Genomic DNA, 19,741 nt, shown 5'->3' on the forward strand with positions numbered 1-19,741 from the left:
TTGATACCTACCTTTTGTCTATCGACATCGATCATCACTTCTGCCCCAATTGACGTCCTCCGCCGAGACGCGGAGGTCGAGTCGTGCCTGCGATATGCGGAGCAAATGGGCCGTCGAAAGAAGCCCGGCCGTGGCGTCGGGCATAGTCCCCACGGTTAGGGGTTTAACGTCTCGGATGCGCGTGACGATCCTGGCGCGCGTCGATCATTGTGGAGCAGCAGGGACAAAGGCTGCGCTGCAGGCTGAGGAACAGGACCGTCGTGGCAGGCCGTTCAGAAGGGCGGCTTTAGGGGAGGAATGCATGTCTACCATCGAGAGCGCTGGAACACTTTCGGGTGCCGGCGCAGGTTTTCTGGATCGCGAGCGGACCATCGCGACCGCCGGGTTCAATCGCTGGCTGGTGCCGCCGGCTGCGCTGTGCATCCATCTCTGTATCGGCATGGCCTACGGCTTCTCGGTGTTCTGGTTGCCGCTGTCGCGCGCGATCGGAGTTACCGCGCCGAAGGCGTGCGCGGACATGTCACTGTTTCAGGAGCTGTTCACGACCAGCTGCGACTGGAAGGTCGCCAGCATGGGGTGGATGTACACGCTCTTTTTCGTGCTGCTCGGTATCGCGGCTGCGGTCTGGGGCGGCTGGCTGGAGCGCGTAGGCCCGCGCAAGGCCGGCTTCGTCTCGGCCTTGTGCTGGTGCGGCGGCCTCTTCCTCGGTGCGATCGGGGTATACACCCATCAGCTCTGGCTGTTGTGGCTGGGTTCGGGCGTGATCGGCGGCATCGGTCTCGGTCTTGGCTATATCTCGCCGGTCTCGACGCTCGTGAAGTGGTTCCCGGACCGTCGCGGCATGGCGACCGGCATGGCCATCATGGGTTTCGGCGGCGGCGCCATGATCGGCGCGCCGCTGGCTAACCTCTTGATGAACTACTTCAAGACCCCGACCTCGGTCGGCGTCTGGGAGACCTTCGTCACGATGGGCGTCATCTACTTCGTGTTCATGATGATCGGCGCGTTCCGCTATCGCTTGCCGCCGCCCGGCTGGCAGCCCGAGGGCTGGACCGCGCCGTCGAAGGCCAACGCGATGATCTCGAAGGCCAACGTCCATCTCAACGACGCGCACAAGACGCCGCAATTCTGGCTGATCTGGTGGGTGCTGTGCCTGAACGTGTCGGCCGGCATCGGTGTGATCGGCATGGCATCGCCGATGCTACAGGAGATCTTCGCCGGCAAGCTGATCGGCCTGCCGGAGGTGGGCTTCAACGCGCTCGATGCGGGACAGAAGGCGCAGATCGCCGCGATCGCCGCGGGATTCGCCGGATTGTTGTCGCTGTTCAACATCGGCGGCCGCTTCTTCTGGGCATCGCTGTCGGACAAGATCGGGCGCAAGAACACCTACTATACGTTCTTCATCCTGGGCATCGTGCTCTACGCGCTGGCGCCGACCTTTGCGGCGATGGGTTCGAAGCTCCTGTTCGTGCTTGGCTTCGGCATCATCCTATCGATGTATGGCGGCGGCTTCGCCACCGTGCCGGCTTACCTCGCCGACATGTTCGGAACCCAGTTCGTCGGCGCCATCCATGGCCGGCTGCTGACGGCGTGGTCCACCGCAGGCATCATCGGTCCCGTCGTCGTCAACTACATCCGCGAGTTCCAGCTCGCGGCAGGCGTGCCGCGCGATCAGCTCTACAACACGACTATGTACATCCTCTGTGCGATGCTGATTGCGGGCTTGATCTGCAACTATCTGATCAAGCCGGTCGATTCGAAGTGGCACATGAAGGACGCCGATGTCGCCAAGTTGCAGGCTGCAAGCGCCAGCGCCGCCGCCGCGGGGCCGCACGGCTCCTACGGCATCGGATTTGGCGGGCTTGACGCCAAGGCGGCGCTGTTCTGGGCGTTCGTCGGCGTCCCCCTGCTTTGGGGTGTTTGGAAGACATTGGAGAGCGCGGTCAAGATCTTCTGACCGTCGTCGAGACAGAAGCGGGATGCTCATCAGGCGTCCCGCTTCGTTGGCCTTTCGGACATCATCAGAAATGGGACTTAGGGGGATTGAAATGATTCGCACCCGAATTTGCCTTCGAATTTGCCTCGCGGCCGTGTTGCTCGTCGCTGGCCTTCATGCCGCATCCGCGCAGAAGGCGACGCCGCCGGCGGCGCCTGCTGCAGCGACGCAAGCCAAACCTGGCAAGATGAAGCTCACCATGCAGAAGCTGAAAGACATGAAGGCGAAATGGGCAACCAACAAGCCGAAGCTGAAAGCCTGCCGCGCCGACGTGAAGTCCAAGGGCCTCGCCGGCGACGATCGCTGGTTCTACATTGAAGAGTGCATGAGCAAGACTTGAGATCGGGTTCCATCCGACGCTTGCGCAAAAGGGCACGGCGGCGACCGCCTGCCTCCTAAATCATTCTAGAGACGCTCTAAATTCTCTTGCATCTGGCATACCAGAGATTAGAGTTGCGTCGAATTTGGCTTGATCGGCGGGACGCAGGAACCGGTGGTTCCGTTTGATCGAGTCGGGAAATGAAGACTGATCGCCTTGGCGGTCCGGTCCAAACTCATCACGCATTTGAAGAGAACGCGACGTCTCCATGAGCAGCAACGACGACGTTCACAAGGTTCGCGAGTTCGAACATCCCGGCCAGGGACGGAAGCGCGCCAAATCCACACCCAAGGGACGGCAGGTCGATCCCACCGCCTCTCATGAGATCGCGCAGTTGCTCGGCGACCGACCGCGGCGTCGCGACCTGTTGATCGAATATCTGCACCTGATCCAGGATCAGTACCGCCAGATCTCGGCCGCGCATCTCGCCGCGCTCGCCGACGAGATGAAGCTCCCGTTCGCCGAAGTGTTCGAGACCGCGACCTTCTATGCGCATTTCGACGTGGTAAAGGAAGGCGAGCCCGATATCGCGCCGCTGACGATCCGCGTCTGCGATTCGCTGACCTGCGCGATGCTCGGCGGAGAGAAGCTGCTCGCGGATTTGCAAGACGCGTCAGGTCCCGGCATCCGCGTGGTGCGTGCGCCCTGCGTCGGCCGCTGCGATACGGCGCCTGCCGCGGAAGTCGGACACAACTTTGTTGACCATGCGACGGTGGCCAATGTCATGGCGGCGGCGAAGGCTGGCGATACCCACGCGCATCTGCCCAACTATATCGGCTATGAAGCCTATGTCGCCGGCGGCGGCTACAAGCTGCTCAATCGCCTGTGCTCGGGCGAACTACCGACGGACGACCTGCTGAAGGCGCTCGACGACGCCTCGTTGCGCGGTCTCGGCGGCGCCGGCTTCCCGACGGGACGTAAATGGCGCGCGGTGCTTGGTGAACCCGGCCCGCGCCTGATGGCGATCAACGGCGACGAGGGCGAGCCCGGCACGTTCAAGGATCGCGTCTATCTCGAGAGCGATCCGCACCGTTTCCTCGAGGGCATGCTGATCGGTGCGCATGTGGTGCAGGCCTCGGATATCTACATCTACCTGCGCGACGAATATCCGGCCTCGCGCGAAATCCTCGAACGTGAGATCGCGAAGCTGCCGCCGGGCGGTCCGACGCTGCACATGCGCCGCGGCGCTGGCGCCTATATCTGCGGCGAGGAATCCTCGCTGCTGGAAAGCATCGAGGGCAAGCGCGGCTTACCCAGGCACAAGCCGCCTTATCCATTCCAAGTCGGTCTGTTCGGCCTGCCGACGTTGATCAACAATATCGAGACCTTGTGGTGGGTGCGCGACATCATCGAGAAGGGCGCCGACTGGTGGAAGGGCCACGGCCGGCATGAGCGGCACGGCCTGCGCAGCTTCTCGGTTTCGGGCCGCGTCAAGAATCCCGGCATGAAGCTCGCGCCTGCTGGCATCACCGTGCGCGAGTTGATCGACGAATATTGCGGCGGCATGGCCGATGGCCATCAGTTCTACGCGTACCTCCCGGGTGGTGCGTCCGGCGGCATCCTGCCGGCGGCGATGGACGACATCCCGCTCGATTTCGGCACGCTTGAAAAATACGGCTGCTTCATCGGCTCTGCCGCGATCGTGATCCTGTCGCAAAAGGACAGCGTGCGCGCGGCCGCATTGAACCTGATGAAGTTCTTCGAGGACGAGAGCTGCGGCCAGTGCACGCCGTGTCGCGTCGGAACCCAGAAGGCCGCGCTGCTGATGCAGCAACCGGTCTGGAACCGCGCTCTCCTGGACGAATTGAGCCAGGCGATGCGCGATGCCTCGATCTGCGGGCTCGGACAGGCGGCATCGAATCCGCTTGCCACCGTGATTAAATATTTCCCTGACGAGTTCAAGGAAGCGGCCGAATGACGAAGATTACGTTCGAGCTCGACGGCAAGCAGGTCGAGGCCAATGCAGGCGAGACGATCTGGCAAGTCGCAAAACGCCAGGGTCGCGAGATTCCGCATCTGTGCTACTCGCCCGCGCCGGATTATCGCCCCGACGGCAATTGCCGCGCCTGCATGGTCGAGATCGAGGGCGAGCGCGTGCTCGCGGCGTCCTGCAAGCGCACGCCATCGGTCGGCATGAAGGTGAAGACCGAGAGCGCGCGCGCGGTTTCCGCGCAAAAAATGGTCATGGAGCTGCTGGTCGCCGACCAGCCGGCGCGCGAGACCTCGCACGATCCGGACTCCAAATTCTGGCACTGGGCCGAAACCACTGGGGTCACCGAGAGTCGCTTCCCCGCCGCCGAGCGTTGGGCGACCGACGCCAGCCATCCGGCCATGCGCGTCAATCTTGACGCCTGTATCCAGTGCGGCCTGTGCGTGCGCGCCTGCCGCGAGGTCCAGGTCAACGACGTCATCGGCATGGCCTATCGTAGTCACGGCTCGAAAATCGTGTTCGATTTCGACGATCCCATGGGCGAGTCCACTTGCGTCGCCTGCGGCGAATGTGTGCAGGCCTGTCCGACCGGGGCCCTGATGCCGGCCGTAATGCTGGACGAGAAGCAGACCCGTGTCGTCTATGCCGACAAGAAGGTGGATTCGCTCTGCCCGTTCTGCGGCGTTGGTTGCCAGGTGACCTATGAGGTCAAGGACGAGAAGGTGATCTATGCCGAGGGCCGTGACGGCCCGGCCAACCGCAACCGTCTTTGCGTCAAGGGCCGCTTCGGCTTCGACTACATCCACCATCCGCATCGCCTGACCAAGCCGCTGGTGCGGCTACCGAACGCGAAGAAGGATTCCAACGACCAGGTTGATCCGGCCAATCCGTTCACGCATTTCCGCGAAGCGAGCTGGGAAGAAGCGCTCGACATCGCGGCCAAAGGCTTGGTCAAGATCCGCGACGAGAAGGGCGTGAAGGCGCTGGCCGGCTTCGGTTCGGCGAAGGGCTCCAACGAGGAGGCCTATCTGTTCCAGAAGCTGGTGCGCACCGGCTTCGGCTCCAACAATGTCGACCATTGCACCCGTCTGTGCCACGCCTCGTCGGTCGCGGCGCTGTTCGAAGGCCTGAGCTCGGGCGCCGTGTCGGCGCCGTTCTCGGCTGCGATGGACGCCGAGGTCATCATCGTGATCGGCGCCAATCCGACCGTGAATCATCCAGTCGCCGCGACCTTCATCAAGAACGCGGTCAAGCAGTACGGCGCAAAGCTGTTCGTCATGGACCCGCGCCGGCAGACGCTGTCGCGCCATGCGACCAAGCATCTGCAGTTCAAGCCGGGCTCCGACGTCGCCATGCTGAACGCGATGATCCACACGATCATCACCGAAGGGCTGACCGACGATCAGTACATCGCCGGCTACACCGAGGGGTTCGAGGAGCTCAAGGAGAAGATCAAGGAGTTCACACCGGAGAAGATGGAGCCGATCTGCGGTGTCCCGGCGCAGACCCTGCGCGAGGTCGCGCGAACCTATGCGCGGGCAAAATCGTCGATCATCTTCTGGGGCATGGGCATCAGCCAGCATGTCCACGGCACCGACAATGCGCGCTGCCTGATTGCGCTGGCGCTGATCACCGGCCAGGTCGGGCGTCCCGGCACCGGCCTGCATCCGCTGCGCGGCCAGAACAACGTGCAGGGCGCTTCCGATGCCGGTCTGATCCCGATGTTCCTGCCGGATTATCAGCCGGTCGGCCGCGACGACATGCGCGGCGCCTTCGAGAAGCTGTGGGGCCAGGATCTCGATCCCGTGCGCGGTCTGACCGTGGTCGAGATCATGAACGCGATCCATGCCGGCGAGATCAAGGGCATGTATATCGAGGGCGAAAACCCAGCGATGTCCGACCCCGATCTCCAGCATGCGCGCCAGGCGCTTGCCATCCTCGACCATCTCGTGGTGCAGGATCTCTTCGTCACGGAGACCGCGTTCCACGCCGACGTCATCCTGCCGGCCTCGGCGTTTGCCGAAAAGGAAGGCTCCTTCACCAACACCGATCGCCGCGTGCAGCTCGCACGCCAGGTGATCAAGCCGCCGGGCGATGCGCGGCAGGATCTCTGGATCATCCAGGAGATCGGCAAGCGCATGGGGCTGCCGTGGAACTATGCCGGTCCCGGCGAGGTCTTCACCGAGATGGCGGAGTTGATGCCGTCGCTGAAGAACATCACCTGGGAGCGGCTGGTGCGCGAAGGCGCGGTGACCTATCCCGTCGACGGTCCCGACGTGCCCGGCAACGAGATCATCTTCACCACGGGCTTCCCGACCGCCAGCGGCCGCGGCAAGATCGTTCCGGCTCACGTCATCCCGCCGGACGAGATCCCCGACACCGAATATCCGATGGTGCTCTCGACCGGCCGCGTGCTCGAGCATTGGCACACCGGCTCGATGACCCGCCGCGCGCAGGTGCTCGACCAGATCGAGCCCGAGGCGGTCGCGTTCATGTCGCCGAAGGACATGCACAGGAAGAAGCTCGCGCCCGGCGATTTCATCCGGCTCGAGACCCGCCGCGGCGCGGTCGAGGTCAAGGTCCGCTCCGACCGCGACGTTCCCGAGAACATGGTGTTCATGCCGTTCTGCTACGCTGAGGCGGCGGCCAATCTCCTGACCAACCCGGCGCTCGATCCGTTCGGCAAGATCCCGGAGTTCAAGTTCTGCGCGGCCAGGGCCGAACGTGCCGAGATGCGCGACGCGGCGGAGTAGGGCAGCGCGCTCGCCGGTTATTTGGCGACACAATGCCTGCGGTGTCGTCCCGGCGAAGGCCGGGACCCATACCGCGAGGTGTCTCGTTAGCGGATGGTGGGCGTACCGAACGACGAGTCTTCTCCAAACTCCTCCCTGTGGTTATGGGTCCCGGCCTTCGCCGGGACGACGCTGAGGCTGTGGTGCATGTGTCCACCCGTGTCGCCGTCCCTTCGCTCCTCGCAGCGGCGGTGCTAGACATCGTCCATGTCCAAAGCCACCCCAGCCACACGCGCGCTCACGGCCGCCGGTATTGCCTTCACCGTCCATACCTACGACTACGATCCCGACGCCGAAAGTATCGGCCTTCAGGCTGCATCCGCACTCGGCGAGGATCCCGCGCGCGTCTTGAAGACGCTGATGGCGCTGGTCGACGGCAAGCCGGTCTGCGTGATCGTCCCGTCCGATCAGGAAGTCTCGATGAAGAAGCTCGCCGCTGTTGTTAGCGGCAAGTCGGCGCAGATGATGAAGCCGCCTGAGGCCGAGCGCCTCACCGGCTACAAGGTTGGCGGCATCAGCCCATTCGGGCAGCGGAAGCTTGTGCGCACCGTGATCGAGCAGAGCGCGCTCGCACATGATTACGTGTACGTGAATGGCGGTCAGCGCGGACTGCAAGTGCGGCTCAGTCCGGGCGATGTGCGGGACGTGTTGAAGGCGATCGTCGCGGAACTGGTCGCCTGAGGCGGCGCTCTGCTATTGTTTTTGCAACAGCTTCAGCCGACAGCGCAGCGCTTCGCGGATGTGTGTGCGCGCGAGCTGCTCCGCTTTGCCGCCGTCGCGAGCCGCGATGGCGTCGATGATGGCCTGGTGCTCGCCGTGGCTGGTCGACGGGCGACCGGATACGGTGAACGTGGTTGGACCGAGCAGGGCGATCCAGTCCTGCAATTCCCGCGAAGCGTTGTCGAGATAGCGGTTGCGCGCGGCGCGGCAGATCGCCTCGTGGAAGGCGCGGTTGAGCCGCGCCATCTCGGCGGGATCAGTCCCCGACGCTTCCACGAAGGTCTGCTCGATGTCCCTGAGCGCGTCGACCTCGGTCGCAGACGCGTGCTCGGCGGCAAGTCGGGCGGCGGAGCCCTCCATGATCTCGCGCATGGCGTAGAGCTCGAGCACCTCCGAGATGTCGAGGTTGCGTACGATCAGGCCGCGGCCGCCGGCAGGTTCGACGAACCCACGTGCCGCAAGCCGCCCGAGAGCTTCCCGCACCGGGGTGCGGCTGACCATCAGCCGCTGGGCGACCTCTTCCTCGCGCAGGCGGTCGCCGGCGCGGTAGCTGCCGGCCTGCAGCGCCTCGCAGAGCGAGCGGAACACTGCTTCGCCGAGCGCCACGCCGCCGCCGCGCGCGATCGAGCCGCCTGCTTTTGTCGGGCGTCTTGCCATGCATCCTCGTGCTCGCCACGCGCATCCTGCCCATGCAGGATGACGCTTGCCGGACATTCGTATATCTTTGTATACAAAGGTGCGCAATGACCAGTCGGATTGGCCGAGGCCGCCGGCGGGCAGAATGTCTCCAACTTCGTCGCATCGGGCAGACGGCATGAGCAGCAAATACGATGTGCTGGTGATCGGCGGCGGCAACGCGGCGCTGTGTGCGGCAATCAGCGCGCGACGCGGTGGGGCATCGGTGCTGGTACTCGAAGGCGCGCCAAAGTTCTATCGCGGCGGCAACACGCGCCACACCCGCAACATGCGTTGCGCACATGACGAGGCGACCGAAATCCTCACCGGCCCCTACACTGAGGAAGAGTTTTGGGAGGATCTCCTGCGCGTCACCGGCGGCCAGACCGACGAGGTGCTCGCCCGGCACATGATCCGCGAGTCCAAGGACATCTTGAACTGGATCGTGGAGCAGGGCGTGCGCTGGCAGCCCTCGCTCGGCGGCACGCTGGGCCTCGGCCGCACCAACTCATTCTTCCTCGGCGGCGGCCGCGCGATGTTGAACGCACTTTATCTCACCGCCGAGAAGCTCGGCGTCGAAATCGAATACGACGCCGAGGTTATCGACCTCATGATCGAAGACGGCATGTTTCTCGCCGCCCACCTCAGGCGGCCGATCAAGGGCGACACCGAGATCCGCGCGACGTCGCTGGTCGCCGCCGCCGGCGGATTCGAGGCCAACATCGAATGGCTGAAGCAATATTGGGGTGAGGCCGCCGACAATTTCCTGATCCGCGGTACCCGCTATAACCGCGGCTCGATCCTGAAGATGCTGCTCGCCAAGGGCGTGCAGGAGGTCGGCGACCCCACCCAGTGCCATGCGGTCGCGATCGACGCGCGCGCGCCGAAATTCGACGGCGGCATCATCACGCGGCACGATTCTGTCGTGTTTGGCATCGTCGTCAACAAGCACGCGCAGCGCTTCTATGATGAAGGTGAGGACATCTGGCCGAAGCGTTACGCGATCTGGGGCCGGCTGGTGGCCGCGCAGCCCGAACAGATCGCCTACATCATCTTCGACTCCACCGTGGTCACGAGCTTCATGCCGACGCTATTCCCGCCGATCGCAGGGCAGACGGTGGCTGAGCTTGCCGGCAAGCTCGAGCTCGATCCGGCCGCGCTGGAAAAGACGATCACCGAATTCAACGCCGCGGTGCAGCCCGGCACCTTCGACCACACCATTCTGGACGATTGCCGCACGGAAGGCATCACGCCGCCGAAGACGCATTGGGCACGGCGGATCGAGACACCGCCCTACCTTGCCTATCCGGTGCGGCCCGGCATCACCTTCACCTATCTCGGCACGCGCGTGACCGGGGAAGCGCGCATGCTGATGGCTGACGGCAAGCCGTCGGCCAACATGTTCGCGGCCGGCGAGATCATGGCCGGCAACGTGCTCGGCAAGGGCTATGCCGCCGGCATGGGCATGACCATCGGCAGCGTGTTCGGGCGGATCGCAGGACGGGAAGCGGCACGCCACGCGAAGAATTAGGCGGAAGAACAGACACGAGGGAGGAACCATGTCACGCATTGCCATTGCTTCGATCGCGGCGCTGCTGACCGTCGGCTACGCCCACGCGGCCGAGCCGATCACGCTGCGAGACATGGGCTCGTTCCATGTCGGTGGCCGTCTTGTCGAAATCTCGGGCAAGCCGGTGAGGGAGGTCGTGTTCGCGCCCGGCGGAGTGCCGGCCAAGGTTGATCCCAACGGCACGTATCAGGTCGAGCAGATGTATGTTCAGTATTTCCTGCCGGCAAACGAGAAGGGTGCCTATCCTTTGCTGATGTGGCATGGCGGCGGACTGACCGGCGTCACCTACGAGACCACGCCTGACGGACGCGAAGGCTGGCTGAATTATTTTCTACGCATGGGGTGGGGGGTCTATAACTCCGACGCAGTAGAGCGCGGACGCGCGGGCTGGGCGCAATATCCCGATATCTTCAAAGGCGAGCCGGTCTTCCTGACCACGGCCAACCCGTTCGAGCGTTTCCGCATCGGCGATGGGCCGAACTCGTACGATCCCGATCCCGCCAAGCGAAAATTGTTGCCGGGCAACCAGTTCCCCGTCGAGGGTTACGAGAATTTCGTCAAGCAGAACGTACCGCGCTGGACCACGACCGACGATGCGACCATCGCCGCCTATATCGCTGAGATCGATCGCGTCGGCCCCTCGGTGCTTCTGTTCCACAGCCAGGCCGGCACCTTCGGCTTCAAGGTCGCGCAAGCCCGCCCTGACAAGGTCAAGGCGCTGATTGCGATCGAGCCGGCCGGCATCGGCGATCCCGCCAAAGCGGATGTGCTGAAGAACGTCCCGACCCTCATCATCTACGGCGACTATATCGAGCGCGATTCGCGCTGGCCCAAGATCCGCGCCAACGGCATCGCCTTTGCGGACGCCATCAAGGCGGCCGGCGGCAGCGTCGACATCATCGATCTCCCGCAGACAGGCATCAAGGGCAATTCGCATATGGTGATGATGGACAAGAACAATCTCGAGGTCGCGGCCCTGATCCAGAAATGGCTCGAGGGCAAAGGCCTGACGAAGTAAAGCCATGCACGGAAGCAGAATTTTGGATGAAGGCGACCGCCTGATGACGGTCTGCAATTCCTGCCGTTACTGCGAAGGCCTTTGCGCGGTTTTTCCCGCCATGGAGATGCGCCGCGCCTTCTCCGACGGCGACCTCAATTATCTCGCCAATCTCTGCCATGGCTGCGGCGCCTGCTACGTCGACTGCCAGTTCTCGCCGCCGCACGAATTCAACGTCAACGTCCCGCAGACGCTGGCGATCGCGCGCGCGGAATCCTATGCGACCTATGCCTGGCCGCAGGCGCTGTCCGGTGCCTTCGCCCGCAATGGTCTCGTCATCAGCATCGTCGCCGCGCTCAGCATGGCCGCCTTCATACTCGGCTTCGCTGCCCTAAACGACCGCAGCGTGCTGTTTGGCGTGCACACTGGCCCCGGCGCGTTCTACAAGTTGATGCCGCACAACGCGATGGCAGCGTTGTTCAGCGCCGCCTTCCTTTATGCGATTTTCGCGCTGGTGATGAGCGTGCGTGCCTTCTGGCGGGATATCGGCCCGCCGATCGGCGGCCGTGCGGACGGCGGCTCGATCTTTCAGGCGATGCGCGACGCTGGTGAGCTGCGCTACCTCCATGGTGGCGGCGTCGGCTGCTACAATGAGGATGACAAGCCGACCGACCGGCGCAAGCTTTTCCATCACCTGACCTTCTACGGCTTCCTGCTCTGCTTCGCCGCGACCTCGGCCGCAACGCTGTATCACTATCTGCTCGGCCGCGAGGCGCCGTATCCGTGGTGGGATCTGCCGGTGGTTCTCGGCACGCTCGGCGGCATCGGCCTGATCATCGGGCCGATCGGCCTGTTCGTCGCCAAGATGCGGCGTGATCCGGCGCTGCTCGACGAGCAGCGCTACGGCATGGATGTCGGCTTCATCGCCATGCTGTTCCTGACCGGGTTCACCGGCATGCTGCTTCTGATTCTGCGGGAGACTGCCGCCATGGGACCGCTGCTGGCACTCCATTTAGGTGCAGTGTTCGCGCTGTTCATCACCATGCCCTACGGCAAGTTCGTGCACGGCATCTATCGCTTCGCGGCGCTGGTGCGTTATGCGCAGGAGCGACGCGGAGAAGCCGGTTCTTGAGATTCAGGCGGCGCGGAAGCGGCCGATCGGGGCACCGCGCCTCGCCTGATTGAGGCGCCTCGTGCATCTCTCTTATGCCACCTCGCGCTCTGGTCCAGACGCCTGCTCGCGGGCCATCGTCGTTGCCGTGACGTAGTCGGTCTTGCCGGTGCCGAGCAGTGGCACCTTGTCGACCACCATGATCGCAGCGGGAACGGTCAGCTCGGACGCGCCGATCGCCTTGGCGTGGCCTTGCATGGCGCTGCGCTCGGCGTTCTTCTCCGTCGTCAGCAACACGATGCGCTCGCCCTTTCGCTGGTCCGGGATCGACACGGCGACTGAACCGGCCTGCGGCCACAGCGTTGTCGCGATGTTCTCGACCGCCGACAGCGAGACCATTTCGCCGGCGATCTTGGCAAAGCGCTTGGCGCGACCCTTGATGGTGATGAAGCCGGCCGGGTCGATCGCCACGATGTCGCCGGTGTCGTGCCAGCCGTCGGCGAGCGGCTCGAGCACGCCGGGATTTTCGGCCCGCAAGTATCCGAGCATTACGTTGGGTCCGCGCACCGACAGGCGTCCGCCTTCCTCGATGCCGGGGACCGGGTCGAGGCGGCTTTCCATCAGCGGCGACAGGCGGCCGACCGTGCCTGGACGATTGGCCATCGGCGTGTTCATCGCCAGCACCGGTGCCGTCTCGGTGACGCCATAGCCTTCGAGGATGCGGATGCCGTAACGCTCCATGAAGACCTGCCGGGTGCGATCCTTGACCGCCTCCGCGCCGGCGATCACCAGGCGCAAGGTGCGGAAGTCGTAGGCATGGGCCGAGCGTGCATAGCCCGTGAGGAATGTGTCGGTGCCGAACAGGATCGTGGCTCCGGTCTGGTAGATCAGCTCGGGCACGATCCGGTAGTGCAGCGGCGAGGGGTACATGTAGATCGGAATGCCCGCGAGCAGCGGCATCATCATTCCACCGGTCAGCCCGAAGGAGTGGAACACCGGCAGCACGTTGAACACCTTATCATTGGCGTTGGCATCGACCCGCGCCAGCGCCTGTGCGGCGTTCGCAAGGATATTGCGGTGGGACAGCACAACGCCCTTGGGCGTGCCTTCCGAGCCCGACGTGAACAGCACGACCGCCGGATCGCTCGCCTGGCGGGCGACGCGGGGCGCGGTGCCGGCGAGCAGGCCCTTGATCTTGTCGGCCGTGCCGATCGAAGCACGGACGTCCTCGAGGTAGACCACGCGAACTTCCGCGGAGATCGCCGCCATCAGCTTGTCGAGCTTGCCCTTCTCGATGAAAGCTTTCGACGTCAGCACGGTTTTGACCTGCGCGGCTTTCATGGCGGCAAGCACGTTGACCGGGCCCGCCGAGAAGTTGAGCATTGCCGGCACCCGGCCGATGTTTTGCAGCGCCATGAAGACGACGGCGACGCCAGCGGAATTCGGCAGCAGCACACCGACATTCTCACCGATAGCGGTGCCGTTCTCCAGCTTCCGGCTCAAGACCTGCGCGCCCAGGATCAGCTTGCGATAGGTCAGCTTGGTACCGAGCGCGTCCTCGACGATGACCTTGCCGGTGTCGCGGTCGCGATAGGCGTGTCCGAGCGCCTCGAACAGGGTGTGATCGAGCATGGCGTTCTTCACCATGGCGTCGATCATCACGTCCTGAAGTGCTGCGCCCGCGGCGTTGCGGCGCGCCTTGCCCTTGAGCGACGGATCGACCGGAAGCTTGACTGGCGGCAGGATGGTGACGGTCACCCGCGGAAACCACGAGCGCTTGATCTGGCTGCCGTTGAGATAGCTGAGATGCGAGCGCTGGGCGCCTTCGATGCGGACCGGGACGACGACTGCGTCGGCCTTGTCCGCGATCATCGCGGTGCCGTCATAGACCTTCATCAGCGAGCCGGAAACAGTGATGCGTCCTTCCGGGAAAATCACCACCGGCTCTCCGGCGGCGACGAGCTTGATGAGGTCGCGCGCCGCCAGCGGCTTGGTGGGGTCCATGGTGTAGTGCTTGACCACCCGCAGGAACGGCTTGGCCCACCAGGCCTTGGCGATGCCGGTATCAACCGCGAAGCTCGCGTCGATCGGGAGCACGGCGTGCAGGAGCGGGCCGTCGATCAGGCTGACATGATTGGGCGCGATCAGCATGCGCGTGCCAGCAGGCGGCAGGTTCTCCCGCCCGCGGACCTCGGTGCGGAACAGCGCGCGGAACAGCAGCCCGCCAAAGTCGCGCACGCCTTCCTTGCCCCACTTGGTCAGCACGAACCAGACTGCGCCGAAGCTGATGACGCCGAGGCCAAAGAAGATCCAGCCGATGTGCAATCCGCCGGCCTGCAACAGCGCGACGAACAGCGAGCCGGCCACCATGAAGGCGGCCTGCAGCACGTTGCCGGCGGCGATAATGCGGGCGCGCTCGGAGGGGGCGGACCAGGCCTGGACGGCGGCGAAGGACGGCACGACGAACAGCCCGCCGCCGAATGCGAAGGCAACGAAATCGACCAGCATGCGCAATCCCGCGAACGAGGTTGCGAAGTCGCCCGCTGTGATGTCCTGCCCCTTGGTGGTCACGCCGATCGCCCAAGCGAGGTAGAGGCCGGCAAACCCCATCATGATGGCGCCGATCGGCACCAGCGCGAGGTTCGGGCGAACGTGGCTCAGATTCGCGGCGAACAGCGAGCCGATGGCAATGCCGATTGCGAAGATCGCGAGACACAACGTCACCACGCCCTCGGTGCCACCGATGACTTCCTTGACCAGCGCCGGTAGCAGCGAGAGCACGATGGCGCCCACCAGCCAGAACCAGGACACGATCACGGTGCCGTCCCACAGCCGGTGATCGGCGTGCAACGTCTTCAACAGGCCGAGCGTCGAGGTCCAGGGATTTCGATTGACCGGCAGATCGGGTGCGGACGGCGTCGTCGCTGGTATGCGGGAGGCGAAGGCCCAGGACAGCAGGGCCAGCACGACCACGACCGATGCGACCCAGCCCATATGCGCGGAGCCGGCCACGAACTGGCCACCGGCAACGGTGCCGAGCAGGATGGCCATGAAGGTCGCGCCTTCGACCAGCGCGTTGCCGGTCGCGAGCTCGCCGAGCTCGAGCTGGTCCGGCAGCATCGCGTATTTCACGGGTCCGAACAGCGCGGCGATGACGCCGAACAGTGCGAGCGCTGCGAACAGCAGCGGCACCGAGTGCAGGAAGAAGCCGGCCGCGGCAAAGCCCGCGGCAAAGATCTCGGCGAATTTGAGCCGCCTTGCGACGACGGATTTGACGTATTTGTCGGCGAGCTGGCCGCCGAGCCCGGACAGGATGAAATAGGGGAAGATGAACACCGCGCCCGCGACCGTCACCAGCGCATCACCGTGGCCGGTCGCGGCAGTGTAAAGCAGGATGATGACGAGTGCGTTCTTGAGCACGTTGTCGTTCAGCGCCGAGAAGAATTGCGCCCAGAACAGCGGCGCGAAGCGGCGTGACGACATCAAATCCCTGATCATGACTAGTCCTGTTTTGGAAACGCTGTCTGAGGTTGTTTCATTGTCGGATGGGCGTCGGGACCCGAGGAGATGCGACGGGCATTTGCGGGTTGACGAACGATCGCCCCGGCCTGCTCTGCGCCTTTACCTTCCGATCCTGTTGGTCTCCGCGTGGCGACGTTTGGTTCGCAAATGGCTGGTCGCGGCTCTATCACGCCCCGGCAAGGAGGCGTGCGCGCCTCAGGTAAGGTGGGCAAGGCGGCGAAAGGGCGAGAGGCGGCCGAGCAGGCTAATGCGGCGGCCCTCATGACGGGCGCGGTCGCGGTTGGCCCGCCACATCGGGAAGGTCACGCGGCGCTCGGTCAGGACGCCGGCAATGTCGCAGGCATTTGCAATGCGATCGATCGGCCCCGTCGCGAACCGCAGGAAGGCGCGGCCAAATCCGGTCACGAGAGCTGTGGCGTCATCGACGAAGGTGGAGGCGATATCAACAGCGAGGGTTTGCATTTTGCAGATCTCCAGGTTAATTTGAACATTGTTCAAATGAGTACCTTGAAAATGAACAATGTTCAAGACGAATCGTTACGAGACCGAAAAAAATCTCGCCGGCGGCAGCAGATCGTGGAGATCGCTCGCAGCATTATCGCGACTAAGGGGCTGAAATCGTTGAAAGTCCGGGATGTTGCGGACGCCGCAGGCTGCTCGGTTGGGAGCGTCTACAACGAGTTCGGCGACTTCGACGGGGTGATCCTGACCGTGAATCGGGAGACCGTTAAGGAGCTGACGGTGCGGCTGGGCCAGGTTCCCGCCGAGGATCCCGTTCGCCAGCTCTACGGGCTGGCCGCGACCTACCTCGAATTTTTTGCGGAGCACGCCAATCTGCTGCGCTCGCTGTTCGAACATCGGATGGAGGACGACCGCCCTTACCCCGATGACATCCTTCAGATGGTGATGGACGCCTTCGCGCTGATGCATCCACCCCTGGTGCGGCTGCTTCCGAATGCAGACGACGTGCAGATCGCGCTGCTGTCACGCACCCTGTTTTCCGCCGTGCACGGGATCATCTCGCTCGGCCTCGAAGAACGCATGGTAGCCGTGCCGCCGCAGATGCTGCGCCAGCAGGTCGATCAGTTTCTGGATGCGCATCTCGCAGGGCTCGGGATTGTGCCAGTACGATAAAGTGTGGAGCGCTGCTACGCGCTGGCGGCCTTGCGGTGCCGCGAGGTGACGACGACGACGTCCGTCGTCCCGTTGTCGACCTGAACACGGTTGCGTCCGTTCTCCTTGGCGCGATAGCAGGCGGCATCCGCGCGCCGCATCGCGTCCTCGAGCGTGGTGTTGCCGTCGGTGATGCAGGCAACGCCGATGCTGGCGGTCACTGCAAAGCAACGATCGTCCCACGCGAAGACGGATAGCTCGAGCGACCGGCGCAGCCGTTCGGCGATATCCACGGCGTCGTACGGCGTGCTTTGTGGAAGGATTAGGCCGAATTCGTCACCGCCAAGCCGGGCCACCAGGTCATGCGGCCGTCGTTCCTGTTGCAGGAGACGCGAGATCTGGCAGAGCAGGCGGTCGCCGGCGAGATGACCGCAGCTGTCGTTGACGTCCTTGAATTGGTCGAGATCGAGCAGGACCAGGCCCAGCGAACCCGCCGCGGTGTCGTCCAACTCGCTTTGCAGGCGGGCCTCGAACGCGCGCCGGTTGGACAAGCCGGTCAGCCAGTCGTGCGACGCCTGCCAGACTAGGCGCTCCTTCTCGGCATGCAGGGCATCCTCAAACGCCTGTCGTTGCAGCACCAATCGCCGCGTGTGCCAGATCGGGAGCAGGATCAGCGTCATGGCTGTGACGATATTGACGCCAGTCAGCGTCATCTTGATGGCGCGCGAGCCTTCGCCGAGAACGGTGGAGAACCGCTTGGCGTGCACCGTGAACTGAGTGTTGAGCTCCGAAAGCCGCGACGACAATAATTGCAGGCGGTTGCCGTCCTGAACCGGTCCGCTCTTCAACTCTGACCGGATGACCTCGCCGAAAACGCTCAGCTCCAGCAGCATGGGGTCGGTGGCAGCCCACTCGCTGATCGCTTCCTTGAGAAAGCTGACCTGTTTGAAGTAGCGAAACAGCCAGATCAGTCCCGGCACGTCATCGGGATGGTTGCCGCCTTGCAGGAAGCCGATGCGGGCGGCCTCGACGTCGACCGGATCGCGCTCGAGCGCCCAGCGCGCGAACTCGTCGCCGATGGGAACGGCCAGCGAGGTCTGATATTGCGCAAACTGGCTGGCGTCGCCCGAATGCAGATAGAGATTGAGGAAATAGACGGCGTTCTTCTGCGAGCGCGACCACAACGCTTCGCCCGCGACATAGGCGCGGACCGAGGACATCACCTCCAGGCTGAATCCGGCGATCGCCGCCTGCAGCAGAACGACCGTGACGAAAGGCGAAACGAGCTTGATGACATGAAGGAAGCTTCGTCCCTTCGTTGACGGCGCTGTTCTGCGAAACACTTTGCGTTCCCCAAGTCGCTCAACGACCCCAGCGGAGCGATCCGCTCATAACGCGGATTACGCGCGAAAGGTGCTTAACTCGACTTGAAAATGCCAGGAGACTGCGTCGCAGGGTGAAGGCGTTGTGAAGTGGATGCTTGCAGATCGTCGCAAATGCCGTCGAACCGGAACTGACGCGGCATCGGCGAGCCGATGTCGCGCATTTGCCCCAGATGGTTTACTTGATGGAGAGAGATTGCTCTGGCGCTAGACCAGCACCGGCTTGCGCACGCGGCCGGCGTCGCCGAAGACGCGCAAATAGCGCTCGATCTCCGAAGGCAGGCCGGTCGCCTTCTCGGGATTGTCGGAAAGCTTGACGGCCGGACGTCCGTCGACCGACGACACCTTGCAGACCAGCGAGATCGGATCGAGGTTGAACGAGCCGTCCGGCGTGCAGCCGACGAAATCATTGGTGAGATTGGTGCCCCAGCCGAAGGAGAGCCGCACCCGGCCGGCGAAGTGGTGGTAGGTCTCCTCGATCGAGCCCACATCCATAGCGTCGGAGAACACCAGCAGCTTGTCCCTGGGATTGCGGCCCTTCTGCTCCCACCATTTCATGATCTCCTCGCCGGCCTGGATCGGGGGCGCGCTGTCGGGGCGGAAGCCGGTCCAGTCGGCAACCCATTCCGGCGCATCGCGCAGGAAAGCCTTGGTGCCAAAAGCGTCGGGCAGCGCAATCAGGAGGTTGCCGCCATAGGTCTGGCGCCACTGGTCGAGGATGCGATAGGGCGCCCAGCGCAATTCCTCGTCGTCCTTGGCCAGCGCAGCCGCGACCATCGGCAGTTCATGGGCGTTGGTGCCGATGGCTTCGAGATCATTGTCCATCGCGAGTAGCACGTTGGAGGTGCCGATGAAGGACGGGCCCAGGCCTTCCTTCACGGCCTCCACGCACCAGCGCTGCCAGAGGAAGCCATGGCGGCGACGGGTGCCGAAATCGGAGAGCCGGAGGCCATCCAGCTTGCGCAGGCGTTCCACCTTGGTCCACAGCTTGGCCTTCGCGCGGGCATAGAGCACGTCGAGCTCGAAGCGGCCGCGGCCCTTCATCGCCGCCCGCGAGCGCAATTCGTTGAGGATGGCGAGCGCAGGAATTTCCCACATCGTGGTATGGCTCCACGGCCCGTGGAAGTGCAGCTCGTACTGGCCTTCGACCTTGCGCAGCTCGTATTCGGGCAGCCGGAATTCGGCGAGCCAGCGGATGAAGTCCGCCGAGAACATGTGGGTCTTGCCGTAGAAAGTGTTACCGGCAAGCCAGATCAGCTCTTTCTTGGTGAAGCGGATGGTGCGGGCGTGGTCGAGCTGGGCGCGCAGCTCGCCCTCGTCGATGATTTCGGCGAGCCGGACATGGCGCGATCGGTTGATGACCGAGAATGTCACCTGCTGATTCGGGTAAGCTTCCCGAATCATTTGCAACATCAATAGCTTGTAGAAGTCGGTATCAAGCAGGCTGCGGATGATGGGATCCAGCCGCCAGCTGTGATTGTAGGTCCGGCTCGCAATGTCGGTCACTGTCATGGGGGAATTCTAGCGTGGCGGCCGCGGCGCAACCAGTGGGTT

Annotated in this window: 13 protein-coding genes; 9 read left to right on the forward strand and 4 right to left on the reverse strand. The window is 63.8% G+C overall.

The window, feature by feature from the left end:
- Positions 1-301: 301 nt before the first annotated feature.
- From ACIPUD_RS29570 to ybaK, 5 genes are all read left to right on the forward strand, one after another.
- Positions 302-1,957: an OFA family MFS transporter gene (locus ACIPUD_RS29570; RefSeq protein WP_018456153.1), complete on the forward strand. Its 1,656-nt coding sequence runs from the start codon at positions 302-304 to the stop codon at positions 1,955-1,957.
- Between the two features lie 91 nt (positions 1,958-2,048).
- Positions 2,049-2,336, forward strand: a complete 288-nt coding sequence (locus ACIPUD_RS29575) for a hypothetical protein (protein WP_085384380.1) — start codon at positions 2,049-2,051, stop codon at positions 2,334-2,336.
- Between the two features lie 247 nt (positions 2,337-2,583).
- Positions 2,584-4,293, forward strand: a complete 1,710-nt coding sequence (locus ACIPUD_RS29580) for an NADH-ubiquinone oxidoreductase-F iron-sulfur binding region domain-containing protein (protein ID WP_446482026.1) — start codon at positions 2,584-2,586, stop codon at positions 4,291-4,293.
- Positions 4,290-7,058: a formate dehydrogenase subunit alpha gene (gene fdhF / locus ACIPUD_RS29585; RefSeq protein ID WP_446482027.1), complete on the forward strand. Its 2,769-nt coding sequence runs from the start codon at positions 4,290-4,292 to the stop codon at positions 7,056-7,058. Before ACIPUD_RS29580 ends, fdhF begins: the two co-directional genes overlap by 4 nt.
- A 246-nt stretch (positions 7,059-7,304) precedes the next feature.
- Positions 7,305-7,778, forward strand: a complete 474-nt coding sequence (ybaK, locus tag ACIPUD_RS29590; protein WP_446482028.1) for a Cys-tRNA(Pro) deacylase — start codon at positions 7,305-7,307, stop codon at positions 7,776-7,778.
- A 12-nt stretch (positions 7,779-7,790) separates the two neighbouring features.
- Here the strand turns inward: ybaK and ACIPUD_RS29595 are convergent, their stop codons facing one another.
- Positions 7,791-8,474 carry a GntR family transcriptional regulator gene (locus ACIPUD_RS29595; protein ID WP_085359772.1) on the reverse strand — a complete coding sequence of 228 codons (684 nt, stop codon included), beginning with the start codon at positions 8,472-8,474 and terminating at the stop codon, positions 7,791-7,793.
- Between the two features lie 157 nt (positions 8,475-8,631).
- Between ACIPUD_RS29595 and tcuA the strand changes: the two genes are divergently transcribed.
- The 3 genes from tcuA to tcuB are packed head-to-tail and all read left to right on the forward strand — an operon-like array spanning position 8,632 to position 12,191.
- Complete coding sequence (gene tcuA / locus ACIPUD_RS29600) at positions 8,632-10,023, forward strand: FAD-dependent tricarballylate dehydrogenase TcuA (protein WP_085394780.1); 1,392 nt, start codon at positions 8,632-8,634, stop codon at positions 10,021-10,023.
- Positions 10,024-10,051: 28 nt separating this feature from the next.
- A complete protein-coding gene (locus ACIPUD_RS29605) occupies positions 10,052-11,080 on the forward strand; it encodes an esterase (RefSeq protein WP_018456146.1) in 1,029 nt (342 codons plus the stop codon).
- Between the two features lie 4 nt (positions 11,081-11,084).
- On the forward strand, positions 11,085-12,191 hold the full coding sequence (tcuB, locus tag ACIPUD_RS29610; protein ID WP_026233095.1) for a tricarballylate utilization 4Fe-4S protein TcuB: 1,107 nt from the start codon (positions 11,085-11,087) through the stop codon (positions 12,189-12,191).
- 72 nt (positions 12,192-12,263) lie between these two features.
- Here the strand turns inward: tcuB and ACIPUD_RS29615 are convergent, their stop codons facing one another.
- The gene (locus ACIPUD_RS29615) at positions 12,264-15,668 is read right to left on the reverse strand and encodes an acyl-[ACP]--phospholipid O-acyltransferase (RefSeq protein ID WP_446482029.1); all 3,405 of its coding nucleotides are present in this window, start codon (positions 15,666-15,668) and stop codon (positions 12,264-12,266) included.
- A gap of 537 nt (positions 15,669-16,205) precedes the next feature.
- Between ACIPUD_RS29615 and ACIPUD_RS29620 the strand changes: the two genes are divergently transcribed.
- Positions 16,206-16,826: a TetR/AcrR family transcriptional regulator gene (locus ACIPUD_RS29620; RefSeq protein ID WP_162496297.1), complete on the forward strand. Its 621-nt coding sequence runs from the start codon at positions 16,206-16,208 to the stop codon at positions 16,824-16,826.
- Positions 16,827-16,840: 14 nt separating this feature from the next.
- Here the strand turns inward: ACIPUD_RS29620 and ACIPUD_RS29625 are convergent, their stop codons facing one another.
- Positions 16,841-18,148, reverse strand: a complete 1,308-nt coding sequence (locus ACIPUD_RS29625; RefSeq protein ID WP_446482030.1) for a GGDEF domain-containing protein — start codon at positions 18,146-18,148, stop codon at positions 16,841-16,843.
- Between the two features lie 246 nt (positions 18,149-18,394).
- Complete coding sequence (gene pncB, locus ACIPUD_RS29630) at positions 18,395-19,699, reverse strand: nicotinate phosphoribosyltransferase (RefSeq protein WP_446482031.1); 1,305 nt, start codon at positions 19,697-19,699, stop codon at positions 18,395-18,397.
- Positions 19,700-19,741: the final 42 nt, after the last annotated feature.

The sequence above is a fragment of the Bradyrhizobium sp. CAR08 genome, assembly GCF_052871955.1.